This window comes from Bacteroides sp. AF20-13LB, assembly GCF_003603065.1.
Classification (GTDB): Bacteria; Bacteroidota; Bacteroidia; order Bacteroidales; family Bacteroidaceae; genus Bacteroides; species Bacteroides uniformis.
In genome coordinates, this window is the sequence record NZ_QTMH01000005.1 from 47,074 (window position 1) to 68,998 (window position 21,925).

Below are 21,925 nucleotides of genomic sequence, written 5' to 3' on the forward strand. Positions count from 1 at the left end.
ATCATGGAAGGTCTGTTCCACCCAAAGGAAAAGAGAAATTGTCTTCCCGGCTGGACAAAAAAGACTGCTTTTGTCCAATCGATAAAACAATATATAAATAAGGAGATTGAAAATCAGCATTGGCTGATTTTCAGGTGTAGAGATGTACTTTTCTAAAATGATCACTCTCTACATAAAAAAAGCGTATTTTTTGTGCAGTACAATAAATATACTGAATGAAAAGTATCGTTTTCCAATTACTACAGATAATGGATTTGTATTTGCGAGGTCATTCGAACTTTCCTCGAACAAAGGTCGTATGATATCTCGAACGCCAAGACCCGTGAGCGGAAACTGAAAGCCTTGGAGGCGGCAGAGGAATTGAAATGTGAAAACCTGCTGTTGATAACATGGGGAACGGACGATATGGCGGAATACAAAGGGCATACAATAAAAATCGTATCTGTCCGGAATTGGTTTTACGCATGTAAGCTGCCATATATTCTCAACATTCCAGTCGTTACAAGTCAAAAAGCCACCGACACACCGCATCCGGATCGATGGCTTTTTATTCCCTGTTCAGATTCAGTGTCCTCTGCCCGTCATAGAACACCTCATTGTCGTAGTCGGTGGCAATCCTGATAGTGTCTCCTTTCTTGAAGAACCGGCTTTTGGCCACGTGCAGGCGCATAACGTTCTCCTTTCTTTCAGCCGATGACTGGTTGAGCGAAACAAGGTGCGTGCACGGGCGGGCCAGACCTTTGGCCTCCGAACAGTTGTACTCGGTCAGCACGTTCCGCTCGTCATTCAGCCACTCCCGGTCTTCGATGGTAGACTGGTAAGTCACCACCATCCATACCTTTTCGTCCGCCGCCAGGTCCTTCAGGTCATTAGCCACCGCGATACGCTTCGCCCGTTCATGGTCGGCTCCCCATGAACGGCGGTTGGCATCCGTCAGCAAGTCCATCGAATCCACAATCACGATGTCCGGATTATATCCTTTGAGCTTCCTGTATTCCGAAATGCCGTTCTTGATGTCGAGTGTCGAGACCTGGGCATTGAAACGCGGGTAACTGCGCACCGTGATGCTTCCGGCATACGAGGCGACCAGTTTTTCCAGATGTCTCATCTCCGTATCCGAAATCTTTCCCCGCTCGTAATAGTAGGCGTTCCTGGAAATCAGTCCGCCGGAATAGGCGTTCAACGCCTCTTCTTCCGAACCTTCCAGCTGGAAATGCAGCACATGCAGCCCGTCATCGATATCCGCCCTGACACCGATCCATTTGGCGATGTGTGACTTTCCCACGCCTGTGCTGGCCAGGAAACAGGTCAGCTGACCTCGCAGGTTACGTCCGGCATTGAGCGCATCCAGATACGGGATATAGAAGCGGGACACACGAGGGGCGGCCGAGCGTTCCTCTTCCTCCTCGCGCCGGCGGTTCCTCTCGAAACGCTCCTTGAAAGTCGCGGCCACATCGACGAACGAGGTGCTCTTCAGCGTGAACCCTGCCAGCCACTCGGCATATTCCCGAAGAGTCTTCTCCGCCTTGTCCTGTTTGTTCTCGTTATACAGTTTCCCGACCTCCGCATAGACCGACTGCAACCGGACCCCCTTGATGTAGGACTCCAGCATGTCGGTCATCACCTCGGCACTCTGTCCCTCGTCATACTCCCGGAAAGTGTCTATCAGCTCGATGGCGTCGTAATCCTCATGGAAGGTCTGTGCCAGCACGGCATACGACGGCGGTGTCTTGTATGTCTTGAAGTGTACGGCTATCGCCTCCTGTACCTGCTGGAACGAACGGTCCGGCAGGTATTCCTTGCGCATATGCCGGGCTAGGACGGCACACAACGGTTCCTGTCTGAGCGCCGTGGCATAGAGTTCATACAGGAACTCGGCACTGAGCGGATTGACGGCACTCATGGCTTCGCCTCCTTTTTCCGCCACGCCTCACAGCGGATACGGTACAGTTCCGGATAGCGCGCCTGTGTCCTTCTGCGGCACGGCTCCGCTTTCGCACATTTTGAGCATGACGGGGAGAAAGGCGTCCACATCAGCGTGGAGAGCGCACAGATGAGATATCCCGCTTCGGTGGAGAGCAGTCGCCGCTTGGTCGTCTCCTCGTATTCCGGATAAATAAAACGCCCGAACGGATGGCTGCGGCGGTCTTCCACTGCCCGCGCCAAATCATGCCGTGACAGCCCGAAACTCTTCAGCCACCGGTCCTCCCGGTAGCGGCGTTCCTTTCCCGAGCGGAGATAGCGGTCGATGGCTTTCTTTCCGAATGAATGCGAGACGTTCCATTTCCTGCGATACGCGGTATCATATCCGGAAATGGCATATGTCTGGCAGATACAGAAGTCGGACAGGCGTTCCGCACTGACGGAGACGACCTCCCGGCACAAGCCGTCGAAACACATCCCGAGCTGCCTGTCCGACTTGCCGCCGGTAGGGAACACAAAATCCGCCCACACCGTGGTGCGGACCAGCCGTGTAAAGAGCCTCCGGCATCCGTCAATCCATTCTTTTCTCTCCATCGCGTGTCAATAGTTTGCGCAGCTGCGTCTTGGCTAGGAAGATGCGGCTTTTTACCGTTTCTACGTTCCTGGTCTGCAAAGTACCGTTGTTATAGGTGATTTCCATGATTTCCCCGAGTTTGTAACCAGCCTGCTGCAAGAGCAGGGCTTCCCGGTAAATCGGTTTGAGCCGGTCCAGTGCCCAGAGGATGTCATCGTTATAGAACTCGCGGTAGTTGTCCATCCCCATGCTGTTTCCCGACGGTTCGTCCTCATCCGACAGCGAAGAGGATATTTCCGAAATGTCGATATTGTCGTCCGGGGGCATGCGGTTCCTGTTGCGGTTGTTCAGGTCCGCCACAAGCCGTTTGGTCACGGCATAGATCCAGGTCTTTACCGGACGGGCCGGGTCATAACTGTCCATATACTTGAAGAAGTTGGCCAACGCCTCGAGGTAGTTGTCCTCGATGTCCTCCTGGTTATAGGTATATTTGATACAAATGCTGTATATCAGATTCTTGTGCGGCATCACATATTTTCTGAGAAGTTCCGCCCTCTGTCTCGCGGATTCGTCTTCAGGCTGGAGAACCGCAATAAACACATCTTTCTTTTCCACGTTTCCACTGACTGAAAAGGTTGATAATGAATCTCATGTCCTAATCTGTCAGCTACCGTGAGCGTCAATTGAAAAAACGGGCGGCAGCATTACCGCCGCCCGAAAAAAATCCAAACCGTTGTCGGCTTGTCACAGCCTGTGCCTGCGGATGTAATAGTAGAAGAGGTGGCAGGCATCCGCCGCGTTGTCATCCACCGGGACAATACCGTACCTGTCCTTGCAGGCCGCGACCATCTGCGTCTTGGTGGCGTGTCCGTCTCCCGTCGCCCATTTCTTGAGGACAGCCGGGTTGACGAACTCCGGTTCCGGGATATCCAGTTCATCGCACACTTCGAGCAGGACGCCCCTGAGTTCCGAGAGCCGCCGCATGTCGTAGAAATGGCGGTTCACGCTCACATCCTCGGCCACGACGCGGCGGATGCCGTAACGACGGAGTAGCGAGAGCAGCGTAGTCCTGAAAGCGCCGTGCATCTTGTTGCCGTTGCGCCGTTTGCTTTCGGTGAAGTTCCATGTCCCGGCCTCATGCAGGGAGAAGTATCCGGTATGCGTGGCAATGTCCAGCGCCAGTACCTGCTCCCGGGTCAGTACGCTATTCTCCGAGTCTTGATTCGCCATTCTCTTTCACGATTACCAGTTTATGCGGATACCCCTCCGCCACATTCCCGTGCGAGACGACCAGCACGGTACCGCCGAGCGAGTTCAGCGCCTCGAACATGGAGGCCAGCCCCGCTTCATCGACCGCCTCAAGTATCTCGTCCAGCACGAGCAGGTCCAGTCCTTTGTCCCCGTCGCAGTTGCTGTTCACGAGTTTCTGCATGGCAAGGATGGTCGCCAAATTCACACGGGCGGCTTCGCCTGCCGAGAACTTGCCGAACGAGCCGCAGTCCATGCCGTCGCGCAACAGCGAGATGGAGATTTTCTCCCTTACCTTACCGCTCTTGAGAATGGTATACCCGTCGAAGCGGATACGGATGTCGCTGCCGATGTTTTGCAGGAACTCGTTGGTAATACGGCTGAGCGCCTCGATTTTCGTGTTGGCCAGATAGGTCTTGAACTGCACGAACCGTTCCCGCTGTATCTCCAGTGCACGGACCCGGGTATCGACGGCCGTCTTGCGCCCTGCCGCCTCGTTAGACTTTCCGCGCGTTTCACGGAGAGTGTCCTTGAGCGATTGTATGAGGTCGGGTGAAGCCGCCTCATCCAGCTCCCGGATCGTGGCCTGCAAAGTGTCGATGGCGCAGGCCGCGGCCTGTATATCTTCCTTGCCTACCCGTATGCCGCGGTTCAGTGCGGCATTGCGCTCGTCTATGAATCCGAACACCTCGTCGAATACCTTGCGGCGGACACCTTCGATTTCACTTTGCAGGGCGGTAATTTCGGAAGCGATGCGTTTATGCCCGCTTTCCACCTCTTCCACGTGGCGGGTGGCATTCCTGACGGCCCGTTCGTGCCCGGCCAGCTGCTCCTCCCATCCGGTGCGTCTGCCTTCCAATATCCGGCGCTCATGGTTCAGCCGGTTCTGCTGCAACTCCACGGCATCCGTCTCCTCCTGCTTCTCATCGATACGGCCGTTGATTTCCGTGAGCTGCCGTTGACGGAGCTTCAGTTCCTTCATGCCGGCCTTGATGTCGAACTGTGGTTCTGCCACCAGAAACTCATACCCGCAGAAAGGACAGGTGATGGAGCCGGCCAGTTTGTTCGAGAGGCCGTCAATACCGGCAGAAACGATACGCCGTTTATGGCGCAGTTCCTCGATGCTGCCGGACAGGTCGCGCAGACGGATGTCGATTTCCCGCAGTCTCTCCGCAGTCGTATCGGACTGATCCCTGTATGCCTCACAGAATGCGGCATACTCCTTCTTGAACTGTTCCCAGCCGTCAGTCCTGTTTTTCAGTTCCTGTTCCGCCTGTTTCAAGACGGCATCGCAATCCTTCAACCGCTCTGTGGCGGTCTGTAACCGTCCTTTCTTTTCGGCAATGACCTTGTCCCAGTCCGTCTGCCGGGCATCGGGAAAGAGGGACATCATTTCCGCTATCTTTTCCAGACATGCTTCCAATGCGGTATCTCCGGCTTCCAGTTCCTGCAAAGCCTCGTCCGCCCGCTGCACTCCGGCAAGCTGTTCCTCAAGCCTGTCCACGTTCTCGTGCCCGGTACGGATCTGCTCCCTCTTGGCCGCTATGGCCGTTTCCAGTCCCATGATACGTTCCACACGGGTACGCCCCCGCTCGGCTCCGGCTTCCTCCTCCTTGCGTATCTGCTCCTGTAACATCCCGATACGCCCGTCCAACCCGGCCAGTTCCAGTTCCACCTGCCGTTTCTTTTCAGAGAGCGGCACGATGTCTTCCTCCACTTGGGCTATGGCTTCATCCACCAGGATACCGTTGGAAAAGCGGTTGATGACCTCTTTCTTCTCCTTGTCCGATGACGAGAGGAAATCCTCATACCGGTATTTGGAAAGGATGAAATTGTTGAGCAGCTCGTCGCGTGTGACACCCAGTTTGTCAAGAATATACCGATTATAGGCGTCAACCGAAGGTTGTACCGCCTCGTCGGTCATCACCTGCCTGCCCCCACGGTAAAGCGTGCAGCTGACAGAGGAGGCCCCCTTGCGCGGGATACGGCGGTTGACGAGCAGTTCCTCGGCGGCGGAATCGTTGATGAAATGTAAGGCGACGCGGCATTCTTCCGCCGCATCGTTGATAATCTCCTCTGAGCGTATCTTTCTAAGCGGGCTGCCCGTGATACCCACGGCGATGCATTCCAACAGGGCAGACTTGCCGGCCCCGTTCGACTGCTGGGAGTCATTGTCCCGGTTATCGCCGAAAATCAATGTCGTCACGCCTTGCCGCAGCGTGTAGGACAGCGAACGGAAGGCGCAGAGATTTTCGGCTTCTATCGTCTTTAATTTCCACATGATCTGTTTTCTATTTTAGATAAATACTCCAATCCCATCGACACATCCTCGATCTGTTTCTCCCGGCAGAAGTCCTCGTAGGTTTCCCGGATGCGGCGGCTGTCGAATTTCTCGAAGAGCGAAGAGGATACCGCTTCCGGCGGCTGCTCGTCATCGGCAACCAGTTCCACCTTCGCCGCTCCGGCTTCCAGCAAGACGGCCTTGTCCACCGATTTCATCGCGGCGGCAGGTGCATGGATACGCACCTTGACCTTGTAGCGGCCGTCGGCCTCCATTTCACGCAGCTCGTCCATCAGGTGCAGCCCGGCACGTTCCGCCGGCACATCCATGACACGGTACCGCATGTTCACGCGGTTCTTGACAAACTCGTGCGTGCCGTCCGTGTACAGCACCGTGTATCCTTTCTCCTCGTCCTCCCCGAAGTTGTGCTGGCGCGAGGAACCGATATATTCGATTCCCGTCCCCGGAATGACGGTACGGTTGTGGTAATGGCCGACAAAGACCTTGTCGAAAGGAGAGAATATCCTGGCAGGCAGCTCCTTCTCCGAAGGCTGTGCCAATGCCCCGTTGATACCCTCATGGATGTAGAGGAAGTGCTCCGGTTTTCCGGAAAGCGCTTCCGCAGCCAATCGTCCGAGCCTTTCGGCAAAAGAGCCGTCTTCCGGAAAATAGCTCATTACATGGAGCGTGAACTTCCATTCCGGGCGGCACAGGGTCAGGTACTCATCCACGACAGTCACATTCGGATGCCGGTCGAAGACATGACAATATCCGCGCAGGGATTCCTGGTTCACCTTGTCGTGGTTCCCTTCCGCCAGCGTGACATGGATGCCATGGTCCGCGGCGGATACAAGCATATCCCTGACGGCCAGCAGGACATCGAGTGTCTGGGCGGCACGGGAAAAGAACAGGTCTCCTCCGACAACCACTTCCCGGATATCCCGTTCCCTGCAAATCCCCATGGCCTCCTGCCAGTTGGCCTGGAATGCAGGGATGTTGTCTTTCGAGATGTGGATGTCATTCAATAACAAAAGGCAGGGTTTGTTCTCTTTCATACTAAGCGATTGTGATTAGGACGGGAGGCCCTGATGCCTCCCGTCGGATTAGAATTCAAGAACTTGTGAAAGGCTTATCTGCGGCGGCGGGGACGCCCGGCACGCTCTTCCGTTTCCTCCGGCTGCTCTTCTTCCTCCCCGGGGGCATCCTCCGGTTCGTCACCGGGCTTCGGACCCTCCATCTCGCTTTCGATCAGGTCGAGCAGTTCACGGTTGCTCGTGGAGCGTGTGACACGCACGGAGAGTCCTTCCTGCTCGATGTAGCCGCGGATCATCGCACGCAGCTCCTGGCCCTCCTCGGTCTTGTCACCGAGTTCCTGCCGCTGAAGCTCGTCATAACGTTCGAAAAGGTCGTCCAGCGAGATGCCTCCGCCTTCACGCCCGTTTTCCCTGTTATCTTTCGTACGGCGGTCGAACGAGAACGCGGATGTGTCCTCCTTGGGCAGTTCACCGTCCAGCGTGTCGATGACCGTCTTCATTTCATCCGTCTCCATGAGCGACATGCCGTAGATGCCGTCGCACTGTTTGAGGAACTCGACGGTGGCTCCCAGATGATAACGGGTGTAGCGGTAGATGATTTCCGGGATACGCGGCGCACCCATCAGGGCGGTCAGCTCCTCCTTGGTCAACGGTACCGGTTCCGATTCGTTGTCAATGGAAATGACATACTCGGTCTTGGCTCCGTTCTTGCGCTTTTCAATCTCCACCGGATAGGCGTCATACACCGAGGAAACCGGGCACGGGTAAGACGGATTCTTGGCCAGTTTCTTGCTCCACAGCTTGAACTTCCTCTCATCCAGGTCCTTAAACTGGGCATGGGAAAGGGTCATCATCTGCACGCCTTTGGCACGTTCACCCAGGTCGAATACATAGAGACAGTGGCCATAACTGTATTTCAGACCGCCTCCGAACGAGCCCCCGGCAATCTTTTCCGCCAGTTTGTCGTCCCCGTCCTCTTTTGCGGCTTCGACGGCCATGCGGCGGTAGGTCTCGATGGGATCAACGCTATATCCGGCATCGGTAGCGCGGGTGACAGTGACATACATCTTCTGGGGCTTGTTCCCCGTAGCGGGTTTCTCCAGCTCCAGAAGCAGCTGGTGGACGGGATACTCATAGCCCGGACGTGTCGGCGAGCCGTCCGGATTGGGAGCGATGGGCAGGATACGGAGACGGTAAGTCCCGAACTTGTCCATGCGGAAGAACTCCGTACGGGCGAAAGCCCTGTTCTCCTCCTGGGCACGCAACTGTGCCTCCTGATAAGATTCCTGAACGCCGAGGAACATTTCCTCGACAGACATGCCTTCCATGCCGTTGTTCTTTTCTTCTTCTTGCATAAACGCTTTGTTTTATGGATTTAAAAATGCCCGAAGAATGCGACACGGCATACCCGCATCGCAAAGAAACTGGTAACAGGACGGACGGGTTCGGTTGCACCGTCCGCGTTCAACTGATAAAACTGGGAGAGGATGTCTCGCTGACCGTATCCCGAAAGAGGATACTCATTTGATAATATGGAAAGGTCTTGCAGCGACCGTGGAATACAAAATTAGGCAAATCACCCGGAACAGCCATACATGTACATGAATGTTTGTCACCGGTATTGTCCTTCAACGCATTACCGTTTCATTTTAAGAATGCTTTTAATCTCCCCGAGCAGTCTGTCGCCGCCCGGCGCGTTCCGCGCTTCGGCAAGCAACCTTCTGCGGTTCCGGCGGATATACTCTTCTCTCTTGCGGCGGCATATGCCTTCATAGTAGGCTTTGCGCCCCGGCGTGAGCCGTTTCCCGCGTCGGCAATAGACCCCGTCCCGGCGGTACTCGTCCAGGTAGCGGCGGAACTTCGCCTTGCCGCAGGAAGGGTCTTTCGATGCCTCCGCCACCGACCGTATGACCTGCCAGTCCGGCTCGAAGGGCTGCTGCGTGGCGCATAACCTGCGGAGCAGATGATAGACTACCGGCATCTCATACCGGAGCATGAAGCCTATCCGTGTCTCGTCGAAAGGAAAGCGCTTAAGCGTCCCCTGCGGTCTTCCGTCTTCTCGCTTTCGGGGCTTCTGCTGCCGGGGAGACGGTTTCTTCTGCGGCTGCCGCCTGATTTTCTTCTGTTTCATGATGTTGCGGTTGAATGGTTTGCTGTACGGTTTCACGGACGGGAGCGTTCCTGCGCTCCGCAATCCTCCGTCGGCTTTCGATATCGCCGTTTACATTGAGTTTATGTTTCATGACTATACAAAATAGGTGAAGTTGAGTTCTACATTGACATTGTACATACCGCGCTCGTAAAGCTGTATCCTGCGCGAACCGCCGTAGATGGTGAACGAGGAGCCCCGGTTGTACTTGTGGTCATCGTTCCAGTCAGCGGCGCTGCAGCGCACGCTGTATCTCGGGGGCTGTATCTTGTTCGGGATGACGGCCACGATGCCGCCCCAGTTGCTGCCGTCCCTGCGTGCGGTATTGATATACCCCTGTATGGACACGATATTCCCGATCTGGCGGACAAACAGCCCCTGGGTATCTGTTCCCGAGCCGCTGTTTTCCATCCGTATCCATCCTGTATCCGCCAGCAGGGGCTGGTATTCTTCCGCATAGGCGGCACCGATAGCGCGGCAGGCCTGCCGTTTCGCCTCCGCTGTCGGCAAGGACAGGTCGGAAAGTTTGCCGTCCTTGCGCAGGTAGTCCTTGACGATTTCGTCTTTGGACAGCACGTCCAACTTGTTCCGCAGGAGCTGCCGGGCTTCCATGGGGGATTTTCCTTGCCCGGTCAAAAAGTCGATGTAATCCTGGAACAGGTTTTCAAGCGCGGCGAAGCGGGCGTCCGCCCCGGCCTTGGTATACAGGTTCAGGTTGGTAGCGATGGTATCCTTTTCGGAAGCGTTGTAGCCGCCCATCAGCCGTTCCGCCTTTTTCTTGAGTTCCCTGACAACCTGCGAGGTCATCACGTATCCCTCGACCTGCGCGTGCGAAATGCCACCTTCATCTATGTAGGCGAACGAACCGGTCTTGATTTCCAGCAGTTTGTCCCTGAGTTCGGGTGTGAAGACAATGCCCTCGTAAGCGGAGTCAGTCCCGAGCTTGCCGTCCATCATCCGGTCTATCTCGGCCGTGGAATAGACTTCGAGGTTCTTGCGTGCCTTGCCCTTGTCCGGAAGGTCGGACAGGTTCGAGGTCTTGGCCAGTTTCAGCTCCCCGGTACCTTTCTTTTCGGCATCGAGGGTATCCCTGACGGCCGCCTGCCGCTTTGCTTTCAGTTCGGCGGCTTCCTCTGCCGTCAGCCCGCTGATCTCGTCCGCCGTCAGGCGCACCAGCTCCTTCAATCCTTCGGAGATTTCCAGAAATACCTCCCCGGCTTCCGCTTTGGAATAGACATCGATATTCTTCCGGGCGGCAGCCTTGTCCATGACATCGGAAAGGTTCCCGTCGGCGGAGAGTTTCATTTTCAAAGCCGCCGCGACGGTTCCCGATGTGACATAACCTTCGCCGCCCTCCGTCAGTTCTCCGGTAGTGATAGCCGCCAGTTTCTTCCTGTATTCGGTCGTGAAGTCTTCGGTAGAGAGCTGTTTGCCTTCTACCACATCCACTTTCTTTCCCATCGCCTCCGTAAAGGCCCTGACGGTCACATAGGTGTCGGACACGGATTTTCCGTTGATTTTAAGCGTACCGAGCACATCCACCGCTCCCAAAGGGGCAAGCACGATGTCGCCCAGAGCGTTCCTCAGCGCAAAACGGAAACTGTCAGCGGTGTCGAAGCCGACGGTGGCGAGCAGCGCGGCGGCACTGTCGCGCCAGGTAATCAGGTTTGTCAGCCTGGCATTGTCTTTCGTATAGGCGGTATTCTGAATATCGATACCCCGTCCGGTGCTTTGCAGGGAGAGCAGTCCGCCGACCTGCAGGGTGGCGGTACGCCCGATGACTTTCAAAACAGGTGTGGTGCAGGCTTTTCCGTCATGCACGGCAAAGTCACGGTATTTTGTTCCGCCGCCCTCCGTGCCGTGGTAATTGATACGGATACAACCCTCATCCGTCACATCCGAGGTGTTATAGATGTCGTATCCCTTGATGCGGACAGCCCCGATCCGGGCGTTTTCATTCAGCGAAGTACCGCAGGATATGCCGTCTTCCGTAACCCTGGCCAGTTCCTTGCCTTGTTTCATGAAACTGAACGTGCCGTCCGTCCGGATGACAATCTCGTTGACAAGCAGACCGTGCAGGTAGGCACCGATGGCGGCATGGCCGTCCGCCTTGACGATGCCTTTGAGCATGTAGCCGTTCCCGCCGCTGACGGAGACGGCGGTCTTGGAGCTGATTTCTTTCTGCCCGGTGAACGTTCCGGCCAGCACCAGATCCTTCTTGACGGTCTGCCGGGCAAAAGGTGTATCGAGCAGGACAGCATAGCGGCCGAAGAACTTGTCGATGAACCGGGGTGCATAGCTCTCCGTCACCTCGATGGCCGCCGGCAGTTTGTCAGTAACCGGATCGACCGTATCCGGGACAGCCTTGGCTCCGGCACAGAGATAACAGGTACGCCCGCGCTTGTTGACCTCATTGGCGTAGACCACCGATTCATGCCGGTTGATTTCGTATATATAATAGGGATAGACAGCATCGGCGCAGCCGTCGAAACGGCGTACCTTTCCGCCGAGCCAGACATAACCCGGGGAGACGCGGGGACCCTCGATCTCGCATCCGGAGATGATGAAGTCCGAGCAGCCGTCAAAAACGGCACTCATGCTGAGAGCCAGTTCCTGCAAGTTCAGGATATCGTCCGAGTAGGTATACCGTCCGCCGGTTTCCGCAATATATTCTTTCATTGTCCTGTATTCTTATTGGGGGTGTATTCGTCTTCGTCGATCTTGATCAGGTAGGTCTTGCCTGCTGTCTTATAGGTGTTCACCACATAGGAAAGCATATAGACCAGTTCCCGCGGAGGTATGGTGACGGGCGGGACGCAGACCATGAAGCTGACCTTGTTGATCAGCTTCTCTTCCGCCAGCAGGTAGAACGGACGGGGGCGTTCCGCCTCATTGTCCGTTGTAACCTGTTCCCCGTTGTACCATACGGTGAAAGGACGCTGGTATTCCGCCCCTTCGTGGTACAGGTCCACACCGACACTCGTGCTGTCCTTGATGAAGATGCGGTCCTTGCCGTCCTTGATGTATTTACCGAACCGGTAGTTCAGGAACCACTCGAAATAGATGACCTGTGAGGTCATGCGCGCCTCGATGTGCCGTTCCCTCGTGAAACTGCGGAACCACTCGTTGGTGCGTTGCAGCGGGTAGAGGCAGCTCTGCACGAACAGGATGAATTTCCGTCCCGACAGATAGTGCGGGACAAGGCGGTTTACGGTGCGGTCTATGGATAACTTATACCTCATGGTTTTCTATTTTCAGGATGATGGCCTCACGGAAGTTGGGCAGGCCGGCCTCCTCGTCCTTGCCGGATGATTCTTTCAGGTATCCCGATGCGGTATGGGTCATGCGGGCGACACGCTGCGGGGGCCGGATATGGCCGTCGGTATCGTGGCTGGCTATGAAGATTCCCTGTTCGGGTACCGCATTCTCGTCAATATGGACATCGGTCACATGTTCCGCACGACGTACGGCATCCGTCAGACGGGAGACATAGACGGCGGCATCGAAGTCGATTTCCATCATATAGGCGTTCAGCTGCTCCTCGATGGCGTCATATACCTCGGATTCAGGTACGGCCCCGTCATGGAAGACCGTCAGGCGCGGTATCAGCACATCGCCCTTGGTGGAGATGACCTCCACCCGTGTTCCGGCAAACTTCAACTTGCCGATATAGGCATTGATGGGTACCAGGTCTTCAGGCGGTATGGCGGAAAGGTTGCCTTTCGTGCCGGTAGCTACTTTCAGGATCAGCTTGCTGTCCAGGTTCCGGTCATCGGTACTCTCCACATACGATACCTGTGTGATGATGCGTTTGGTTTCGTCGACATTCGGATAGCCGAACGCCAGCCCGTCTTCCCGCACCGTCAGTTCGTCTCCCTGCTGGTACTGCAGCAGGGCGTTGGCATAATAGGCAGGCGTACCGTTGATACGCCCGTTGATGGCTTCGGAAATATCCACCGCGAAGACATCCAGCAGGGTCTCGAAACTGTATATGGCTGCCGCCACTACCCACAGGATGCCGTTCATGACGGACAGTTTGGAGTCGCTGGCAAACTCTGCCAGCTCCAGCCTCTGGTTGCGTTCCGCAACGGCCTCGTTGTATATTTCCTTGATCGTACGGCTCATTCCACTGTATAAGTTTTATTGTCGATGATAAACTCCCAGGCTCCGCCCTCGTTCCAGCTCTCCTCATGCAGGATGACCCATATGGCCTCCATACCCGATATGATACGGTAGCGTCCGGTCGTTTCGTCCCGGTCCGGCTCCCTGTAAGTCCCCGTCGGGGAAACAGGCAGTGTCATCCGGCAGTTACGCCGGTTGCCGTAGCATTCCACGATAGCCATCAGGTATTTGTCCAATACGGTCGGTTTGATTCGCACCTCCGACAGGTCGAGTTCCATCAGACCACGGCATTCGATGAGCGGCAAGAGGTCGGATACCATGCTTCCGGACAGGTCTATCCGGTAAGTGCCCGACAAAATCCGGAAACCGTCCAGTGCAAGCGTGCACCCCCGGAGCGTCAGTTCTTCCACATGCAGCTCACGGAGAAGGATGACGGACGAAGGGGTCATGCCGCTCCAGTCGATATGGCGGAACGAGGCATCGGCAAACCATCGGATTTTGCGCTTGTGGCGCACACGGCTGTCGAACGTATGGTGTAGCGTGTACGGTATATGGCCGAGAATGACGGTTTCCGCTGCACTATCATCGCCCCAGTCGATTTCCAACGTTCCCGTTCCGGAAACCTCGCACTGCACGGACACAAGTGCCGCTGACAACGAAAAAACGGCCGTCTGCGGGCAAGTGAAATGTTTGGGATAGACATGTCGTTCACCGTTGGAGGGTACAATGCCGTGCATCTCGTTATAGGCGACCACATCGGCATTGATGATGAATCCGTCGGTATAGGTCAATTCCTGCCCGGTGCGGAGTTCCGTTTCCAGTGAAAGACCCGGATTGTTGATAAGCAGGTCCACAATCCCTTCGATGCTCCCGTACAGATGCAGGGCGACATCATAGATATTTTGTCCGGTGATGACTCGGTAATTACCCATGGTTGTCCTCCTTCTCCTCGGTTTCCAGCAACAGTTCTCCCGTTGCCGAGTCTATATAGGCGTTCTTGATGACGACCTTGTCCGCACCAAACTCCGCCTGCAGTTTGGCAGCCAGACCGTTGTTCTCCATGTTGGAGTGCAGGAAGTCTATCAGCCCCACACCGGTAGTCGGATGCTGGTAGAGATTGCCGGCCACGGCCTTGAGCAGGAATGTCCCGTTCTGCATCTTGGAGGCTCCGATCCCGAAGTCCGTCTCCTCGCCGCTGTAGACAACCAGGCAGTCTTCCCTGATCAGCAGGTTATAGAGGCCGTCTTCATTCAAGGCATAGAGCGAAGGCAGGGTCACCGCCTGCCTCGTCCCGTCACCATATTCCTGCATGACAGGAAACCAGCATTTGCTGGTGGCTGCGCAACGCACATATTCCACGCCGCCGGACCCGCTTTCCATGGCAATCCGTACCGTCAATAACCGGTTGTCGGGCGTATAGGGAATACGGATATGAATACCTTTTGCATCGCTATACGATGAGAGGAAGTCCGCCGGTACGGTTATCTCCCCGTGGCGGAAGTCCGCATTGTCGGCATCTTCCACGCTGTCAAGCAGGCGGAAGTTATGGAAAGTCTTTCCGGCAACCCGTCCGGACATTTCCACTTCCCCGTATTCGGCATCCATTATGATATCCTCTCTGGCCATGGTGTTGATATAAAAATCCCGGCCGCACCCAAGAGTACGACCGGGGTACTCTTTGTGTAAAGAGTAGCGGCAGACAGAAATTTCGGTTTATGCGTTGGAGATTTCGTTATAAATCGCCTCCACGGTGCCCCACATATCGTCGGGCAGTTCCTCGTCCGAGATCTTCTCGCAGGCGGCTTGCAGGTAGGCCATCTCGTCGGCGGAGAACTCTACCTCCAAGGGATGCTCTTTCTCCACGTCCCACTCGATACGCTTGTCTTCCGCATTTTCACGAAGGTTGATGGCTTTACGTTCCTCGTCACCGATGGCGATTTTACGCAGGATTTCCTTTTTGAGGTTGAATTCCTTAAAGTTGCCACGTGCCGGCAGGAAGGTCGGCAGGTAAAGGCGGTCCTTGACACTCAGTTCCATTATGATTCTTTTTTAGGATTGATACTTTCACGGATATATTGCTGCATCTTGTCGAAATCCCGGAATATGGGACCCAGTTCCCTTCCAGCGGGAAGATTACAGGAGATGTTCCCCTGTTCCATGTAGATAATCCCGACGGGGGGTATGTTCCCTTCCGTATCGGCTTCCTTCTCATTCACGGAAACATGAAGACGGTTCAGCTCGTCATTGACAATAGAATACTCCAATACATAGGAGGCGTTCTCCGTTTTTTCTTCAGCGGTCTTGGTGACAGTGATGTTGGTAATGTTCATACGCTTTGGCTTTTTAATAAGTATAGGGCAAGGCTATGGATTCCGGTTACTAGCTGTTGTAATTTAATGCCTGATAGTGGAATGACGGGTAGTTGCAGCAAAGAAGGGTCAGTGAATCCCCTCTCTCCATACCGTAGTTTGTCGTGCCCCCGTTCTGGTTCCTCACATTCATGATATTCACGTGTCCACCCCAGTTATAACTGTAGAACAACGTGAACACGTAAGCGAAATCCGATGGAAGGCTCGAATACCCGAACATGCTCGCGACTGACGATGCGCTGGGGAGGCTGACATTATAGGTGGCATTGGCATAGATGCAGAAGATGTTGGCGGCGGAGAAGTCAATGGAATACCCGGAGCCCGTAAAATATACGGTCTTCATCTTGATGCCTATGGCGGCAGGACCGACCAATGCCGCGTTGGACCACACACCATAATTCCTGTATCCATTCTTTACCTCGATATACAGCCCGTAGTTGTTCAGGTATGAATTATACTTGTTGTTCACGATTCTGCCGGTGGCGCATGTACCACCTGTGGATGCCGGAAACGTGTTCGCCCCGAAAAGGACATAGGAGGTGGTGTTTCCCACGCGGAACAGGTCATTGTAAATGGCCAGTCCACCCCCGGAACCGCTACCCGAAGCGGTAGAGCCGATACGTCCCTGACCGATGGAAAAGCCCCCGATGGTCCCGGCGTTGGCATTGATCGTTCCGGTCATGGTCACGTTACCGCCGGCGTCCCACTTGATATTCTGGTTGGCAAGATACCCGGAACCGTCAGCTGCAAACGAGATCTTCCCGCATCCGAACGTGGCGGAACCGTCAGTCTTCAGACCCCAGTAATCTTTTCCCGAGGAAGGATTGTCATGATAGATATAGCCGGATGCACTGATGACAATGCGGTGTCCGGAACTTGGGGCGGATGCTGTAAGCGAGCTTGTTCCGATTGCCCACCCGCCGATCTTACCGGCCACGGCCGTGATGCCTGTCCTGTCAAGGGTCACTTTGACAGCGTTGTTCGCATCCCTGACGGAGACACTTCCGTTATAGGAACTTCCGCCAACCACCAACGCACTGTCCACGATTATCTGGTTCGCCTTCACGGTACCGGTGTATACCCCATTAGCGTCAATGGTGGTGGTATATTTTTCCGTCGATGTCAGGTCAAAGACCGTTGCATAGGCCACATACCAGGTCAGCGGGGTGGAAGCCGTTCCCTGTGCCCCGTCGATATAGAAGTAATGGGTGCTGGAGAAATTCGAGGTCCCGCAGACGACCTTGTAGATGTACTCCTTCCAGTCTCCCGTACCGGCCGTGGGGGTGAGCCAGCGACTTGAGCCGCCTGTGCCGATGCTGTTGGTCGCCCAACAGATGTTGCGTCCGGCCGGTATCTTGGCGATGATACGGGCGACCAGTACCTTGCGCGAGCTGCAAGTCGTTCCGAAATAGAATCCCCCGTTGCCGGGGCTGGCCGTACCCTTGGTTTGTATCTTCAGTACGTACTTGCTGTCATTGGGGGCGGCCGTGTCCTGCTCCCGGGTAATCGTCACCATGCCGTTACCGGAATTGTTATAGACGGCAGTGCCGTTGTTCCCTTTCCAGAAAGTGGGGTCACGGTAAAGCATCTTGCCGAACGCCATGGCCGAGGCAAGTTCCTGGGCGGTCGTGATTCCGGTCGTCCATTGGGCAGACACGGAAGAGGCGAAAATAACGGAACCGGAAGCGTTCCATGAGATATTACCTCCCGCAATCTGCCCGCTGCCGTCGTTGTTCAGTTTCCATTTTGTACCGTTCGTGATCGAACCGTCCGAGCCCAACGAGATGTTGTTCTTCCAGATGTGGTTATGGTCGAATGCCCACCCAGCAATGCGGTTATAGACCTCCTTCGCTCCGCTTTTGGTATAATTGGCCGACAGGCAGAAGTATTCCAGATGGTCCCAGGACATCATCTGTATGCCGATGAATCCGGTCTTGACCGTATTCCCGCTTGCCGCAATCTGTCCGAAGACAATATGGCCGGCATTGCTGCTCTGATGCCAGGTCAGCGTAATGCCCAATGGTTTGTACCCTCCCGTGTACCAGTAACCGCTTCCGGCTGATGCCGAGCGGATCTGCAAGGGTATGGCACCGGCTGTTCCGACACTGCCGACGGTGATGTTGTCGCTCCCGATGGTAAAGCCCCCGATTTTCCCCTTGGTGAAGGTACAGCTCAGACCGTTGATATAGGCCGTATTGATGATCGAGGATTTGATACTGGCCGCATCAAGTTTGGAGGCATTGATACTGCCCGCCGCAATACGGTCAGCCGAGAGTGTCCCGGCCTTGATGCTGGATGCGTTGATGCTGACGGCATTGACCTGCGCCGCCGTCAATGTTCCGGTGTAAATTCCCGTAGAGCCGATATAAGTCAACGGATGGGCGGCAAGGGTACTGTCGCTGCCTTGCGCCAATGCGATAAAGCGCCTGCGCCGTATCTCTTCCTCCACGGAAGCGGTCAGCGTACGGGGAGCCGGGGCGTTCGCTTTCGTGGAACCGCTCTGGAAAATCAAATCCGAGTTATAGGCGATTTGGGGAGCCGCCGGTATGGGGGACGGGCTCATGGCACTGCTGACGATCGGTTGGTCGGAATAGATATGGTAGACCGCACCGCCCGTCCCGCCGCCACGCAGGAACACGGCGAACATGCAGTTGTTACCGCACAGGGCGGCCCCGGCAAACATGCGGCAGTACATCTCGGAAAGCTCGTAGATGTCCCAAGAATAGGCGATACCGCCCCAACCGCCGAAATTGGCCTTGACAAGCAGGATCAATCCGCCTTTATGGGTGGAGGTGTTCCAACTGTCAGGAGCCTGCTCGCTATAACCGCGACGGATCAGGATATCCCGCTTGACGGTTTGCTCGCCGCCTTTGAAAATGACAGGATAATACACGTCTTCCTCTCCGTTGATGACAATCTTATGGTAGTAAGGATAGCCGTAATTGGATTTCCGAGCCGCCTCTATGTCGTTTTTCCACAGCAGGGAGACAGCGGGGGAAAACGAGACTTTCCCGGCTGCATCCCACGAAATGTTTCCGGAAGCGATCTGACCGCTGCCGTCATTGTTCAGCTTCCATTTTGTACCGTTCGTTATCGAACCGTCACCGCCCAACACCACGTTGCCTTTCCGGATGGAAGACACATCTATCGTCCACCCGGCGATATTGTTCTGTGAACCGAGACGGGCGATACATGCCCCCGCGCTGTTGGTCGCGTACAGCCCGAAATCACTGTCGCTGCCATAATACAGCTGTACCCGTTGTCCGGCTGTCGCGCTGGAGTTCAATCCATAGACCACCAAGCGCCTGTTCCCGCTGTCAAGCAGGATATGGCTGCCGCTCAATGCCGTCGCTCCGATCATCCAGCCTCCAATCTTGCCCTTGGTGACATTCAGCGTAAGGGCTTCGATGTTGCCTGCCGTAACCAGCGAGGCTTTCACGCTGGCCGTATCCAGTTTGGAGGCATTGATGCTGCCCGCCGCTATACGGTCGGCGGAAATGGTACCGGCAGTAATCTGACCGGCGGTAATGCTCCCGGTATAAATACCTGCCGCGGTGATTTTGGTCAGTTTGGGGTAGGTGTTACCACCCAGAGCGGTGGTTATGGAATCAATCGGGGCTGTCCATTGAAGGGAAACGGAAGCGGCGAAAGTAACATTTCCGGAAGCGTCCCACACGATATTGCCGCCCGCCACCGCACCGGCTCCCGTCGATTCAAGACGCCATTTATAGCCACGGATACCCGTTGATCCGACAGTCATCGATCCGGATGCCGCCGTATAGGTATTGGCAGCATTCTTCTTCGTTCCGCGATAGATGCTGTCACTGTCGATACTCCACCCTCCGATGCTTCCCTTGGTGGTCGTGAGGGTCAGGGCATTGATGTTTCCGGCGGTGATGAGCGAGGCTTTCAGGGAGGCCACGTCGATACGAGAAGCTGAAATCGTGCCCGAGGTGATTTGTGTGGCATCGAGATGCAACGTTTTCACGGTATCGGCGGAGAGTTTTCCGGTAAAGATGCCGTCCTTATCGATATAGGCCGCACCGGCCCAGTTCAGGCTGACATCAGCCCCGAACTCGATTTTGCCGGTGGAAGCGTTGTATTTGATGGACTGGCTGCCGTTGCCTAACTGCACGTTGCCCCCGTTGTCCACGTAGAAGGTCTTGTAACCGTCCTTGAAGCCATAGATGCCGTTGACAGTTTCGACAGTAACCGTTCCGGAAGCTGTCTTTACGGAAAGTGGGAATGAACCGATGGCGATACCGGAAACAGTGCCGTCGCTGTTCTTGATGCCGGTGAACAGTTTCGGGGTAATGACCGTGTTGTTGTTGATAAGTGTCTTGCCCGTGTTCCACTCCTTGACCCAGTCGAGCATGGAGGCATCTGCACCGTCTTTTCCCGGCGTACCGGATTTGGCTTTCGACCAGACAAATGACAGGGTATAGGTAGCTCCGGATATGATGACGGGAATGGAAACCGTACCATGGTCGGCCAGCGTGGCCGTACCCGCCGCAATGTTATAGGTAATGGTCTTGTTGCTGTTGTTGACGGATATGGAAGAGAACCCGGCAGGTTTGACAACCGGTCCGATGGAGAATCCGTAAAAATCGGAATCCCCGAGCGTTACCTGGATGGTGGAAGTGACGGATACGGCGGAGGGTATCTTCCCGTCCGCATCCGCGGGGAAGACATATTCTCCGAGCGACTGGCTGATGGTATAGCCGTCTTTCTGTATGTGGATTGTCGCCTGCCCCCGGGCGACCAGTGTCTTTACCATATATGCTCTTTACGGAAAGTATAGGCCAAAAGAATGGTAGCAGGTTGCCGTCACAAATAAGAATATTGCCATTCAATAAATACGGCGACCGATTCATACCGGTCACCGTCCATTAAAATCAATAACGTTTCTATATTATTTCGATACCTCGCACATGAGTACGCCCTTGCCGGTCACATCCGCTTTCGATACGGTGATGGATTTTCCCGTATAGGTCTTTATGACCGATGTTCCGGCCGAGTTCCACAATTTCCATGTATAAGTATAGGCTGTGCCGTTCGCATCCAGTTCCTCTCCGTTGCGGTACAGTACCGCCTTGGCATCGACATCGTTGCCGTTGTTCTTTATCGTGAACCCTTTCTGGCTGACAAGATCCACCGTGATGGGGTCCGACATGTCCGTGAACGAGATGATATCGCAGACCACCTTGTTTGCCGAACTGTTGCCCGCTGATGTATCCGTATCCTTGATGGCGCATTTGAATGTCTCGAAATTCAGCACGGCATCCGCCGTAATGGTAATCTCGTTCGTGGTCCAGCCTGCCGTCACTCCACGGGGATTGGCGGAAGTCAGGCAGGCCCATCCGGCCCCCAGCATTGCATTGTAATACGGACAGGATACCGGACTGCCAGAAGCGCTGGTTCCCGTGAGTGCCGAAGTCAGCGTTACCACTTTGGTTGAAGCGCTTACTGCCGATATGGTGTACTGCACGGACCCGATAGAGATTTTACCCCCGGCTTCCATATTGGTGACGGAAGCGACGGTAACGGTGGTCGCACCGGTTTTTGCCTCGGCTGTAAGGGTCGTGTTGGCGAATACCGCAGAGTCCTTGATGCCCCAGGCATAGGTCACATTGGTCGTATCGATGGTGGCGCCCCGCCACAGGTCGCAGTGCGCCTTGAGCGTAGCCACTTCATCGTTCTTGAAGACAATGCCGTCGGGGGCATAAGCCACGGCGGCAATCATCGCCCCCGCGTTCAGATGCTGGGTGAACTGTACCTCCGCACGGAAAGGAATCTCCAGCCCGTTGGCATCGATGTAGATTGCCTCGAAAGTATACCGTACCTGCGGGGCGGAAACGGTCATGTGGTTTGCCTTGACGGTCAGGGCGTATTTGGCGGAAGCGGCGCCGATCGTGCAGCTGTCCTGTCCGGAAGTTATGACCGTGCCGTCCTTGTACCATTTGGCGGAACCGCTCTTGACACCGGCTGTCAATGTCGCCGCGTTGCCGACGGATGAGATCTGGTCTACGGCCGCCTTGCCGCTGACAAACAGAGAAGGGGTCAATATCAGGTACGGGGATGCCGCCCACGAGGGGGCATACGCGCCGGTATCCTTGTTGAATACCTGGGTCAGCGGTTGCGAGGAACCGATAAACGCCTGTAAGGAGACAGCATCATTCTGGTCGATGATGGTGACTTGTCCGCGTGCTACTTTGATTGCCATAT

General features: G+C 55.3%; 18 protein-coding genes. 1 reads left to right on the forward strand and 17 read right to left on the reverse strand.

Annotated elements, in window-relative coordinates; all coding sequences use genetic code 11:
• Positions 1-547 precede the first annotated feature (547 nt).
• The 7 genes from DWX62_RS06680 to DWX62_RS06710 all read right to left on the reverse strand — a co-directional run bounded on the left by DWX62_RS06680 (position 548) and on the right by DWX62_RS06710 (position 8,415).
• Positions 548-1,903: a DnaB-like helicase C-terminal domain-containing protein gene (locus tag DWX62_RS06680; protein ID WP_117677907.1), complete on the reverse strand. Its 1,356-nt coding sequence runs from the start codon at positions 1,901-1,903 to the stop codon at positions 548-550.
• Positions 1,900-2,517, reverse strand: a complete 618-nt coding sequence (locus DWX62_RS06685; protein WP_117677908.1) for a hypothetical protein — start codon at positions 2,515-2,517, stop codon at positions 1,900-1,902. Before DWX62_RS06685 ends, DWX62_RS06680 begins: the two co-directional genes overlap by 4 nt.
• Positions 2,495-3,112: an RNA polymerase sigma factor gene (locus DWX62_RS06690; protein WP_008672743.1), complete on the reverse strand. Its 618-nt coding sequence runs from the start codon at positions 3,110-3,112 to the stop codon at positions 2,495-2,497. The genes DWX62_RS06685 and DWX62_RS06690 overlap by 23 nt, the downstream gene beginning before the upstream one ends.
• Positions 3,113-3,241: 129 nt before the next feature.
• Complete coding sequence (locus tag DWX62_RS06695) at positions 3,242-3,727, reverse strand: hypothetical protein (RefSeq protein WP_117677909.1); 486 nt, start codon at positions 3,725-3,727, stop codon at positions 3,242-3,244.
• On the reverse strand, positions 3,702-6,026 hold the full coding sequence (locus DWX62_RS06700) for an AAA family ATPase (protein ID WP_117677910.1): 2,325 nt from the start codon (positions 6,024-6,026) through the stop codon (positions 3,702-3,704). Before DWX62_RS06700 ends, DWX62_RS06695 begins: the two co-directional genes overlap by 26 nt.
• Positions 6,014-7,081, reverse strand: coding sequence for a phosphoesterase (locus DWX62_RS06705; RefSeq protein WP_117677911.1), 1,068 nt, complete (start codon positions 7,079-7,081; stop codon positions 6,014-6,016). Before DWX62_RS06705 ends, DWX62_RS06700 begins: the two co-directional genes overlap by 13 nt.
• Before the next feature lie 74 nt (positions 7,082-7,155).
• Complete coding sequence (locus tag DWX62_RS06710) at positions 7,156-8,415, reverse strand: hypothetical protein (protein ID WP_117677912.1); 1,260 nt, start codon at positions 8,413-8,415, stop codon at positions 7,156-7,158.
• Positions 8,416-8,429: 14 nt separating this feature from the next.
• On the opposite strand from DWX62_RS06710, the gene DWX62_RS21905 reads away from it, so the two are divergent.
• The gene (locus tag DWX62_RS21905; RefSeq protein WP_004322843.1) at positions 8,430-8,588 is read left to right on the forward strand and encodes a hypothetical protein; all 159 of its coding nucleotides are present in this window, start codon (positions 8,430-8,432) and stop codon (positions 8,586-8,588) included.
• Between the two features lie 108 nt (positions 8,589-8,696).
• Here DWX62_RS21905 and DWX62_RS06715 read toward each other — a convergent pair whose 3' ends face one another.
• The 10 genes from DWX62_RS06715 to DWX62_RS06760 form a co-directional block, all read right to left on the reverse strand.
• The gene (locus DWX62_RS06715) at positions 8,697-9,191 is read right to left on the reverse strand and encodes a hypothetical protein (protein WP_117677913.1); all 495 of its coding nucleotides are present in this window, start codon (positions 9,189-9,191) and stop codon (positions 8,697-8,699) included.
• A 114-nt stretch (positions 9,192-9,305) separates the two neighbouring features.
• Complete coding sequence (locus DWX62_RS06720) at positions 9,306-11,888, reverse strand: hypothetical protein (RefSeq protein ID WP_118261700.1); 2,583 nt, start codon at positions 11,886-11,888, stop codon at positions 9,306-9,308.
• Complete coding sequence (locus DWX62_RS06725) at positions 11,885-12,451, reverse strand: hypothetical protein (protein WP_008860779.1); 567 nt, start codon at positions 12,449-12,451, stop codon at positions 11,885-11,887. Before DWX62_RS06725 ends, DWX62_RS06720 begins: the two co-directional genes overlap by 4 nt.
• Positions 12,441-13,334, reverse strand: coding sequence for a hypothetical protein (locus DWX62_RS06730; protein WP_117677915.1), 894 nt, complete (start codon positions 13,332-13,334; stop codon positions 12,441-12,443). The genes DWX62_RS06725 and DWX62_RS06730 overlap by 11 nt, the downstream gene beginning before the upstream one ends.
• Positions 13,331-14,263: a hypothetical protein gene (locus DWX62_RS06735; RefSeq protein WP_018665656.1), complete on the reverse strand. Its 933-nt coding sequence runs from the start codon at positions 14,261-14,263 to the stop codon at positions 13,331-13,333. The genes DWX62_RS06730 and DWX62_RS06735 overlap by 4 nt, the downstream gene beginning before the upstream one ends.
• The gene (locus DWX62_RS06740; protein ID WP_018665657.1) at positions 14,256-14,957 is read right to left on the reverse strand and encodes a hypothetical protein; all 702 of its coding nucleotides are present in this window, start codon (positions 14,955-14,957) and stop codon (positions 14,256-14,258) included. Before DWX62_RS06740 ends, DWX62_RS06735 begins: the two co-directional genes overlap by 8 nt.
• 87 nt (positions 14,958-15,044) lie before the next feature.
• Positions 15,045-15,368, reverse strand: a complete 324-nt coding sequence (locus DWX62_RS06745) for a hypothetical protein (protein ID WP_018665658.1) — start codon at positions 15,366-15,368, stop codon at positions 15,045-15,047.
• Positions 15,368-15,661 carry a hypothetical protein gene (locus DWX62_RS06750; protein ID WP_018665659.1) on the reverse strand — a complete coding sequence of 98 codons (294 nt, stop codon included), beginning with the start codon at positions 15,659-15,661 and terminating at the stop codon, positions 15,368-15,370. Before DWX62_RS06750 ends, DWX62_RS06745 begins: the two co-directional genes overlap by 1 nt.
• Before the next feature lie 49 nt (positions 15,662-15,710).
• Entirely contained in the window at positions 15,711-20,477 is a 4,767-nt protein-coding gene (locus DWX62_RS06755) for a hypothetical protein (RefSeq protein ID WP_117677916.1), read from the reverse strand.
• Positions 20,478-20,612: 135 nt separating this feature from the next.
• Positions 20,613-21,923: a hypothetical protein gene (locus DWX62_RS06760; protein WP_018665661.1), complete on the reverse strand. Its 1,311-nt coding sequence runs from the start codon at positions 21,921-21,923 to the stop codon at positions 20,613-20,615.
• Positions 21,924-21,925: the final 2 nt, after the last annotated feature.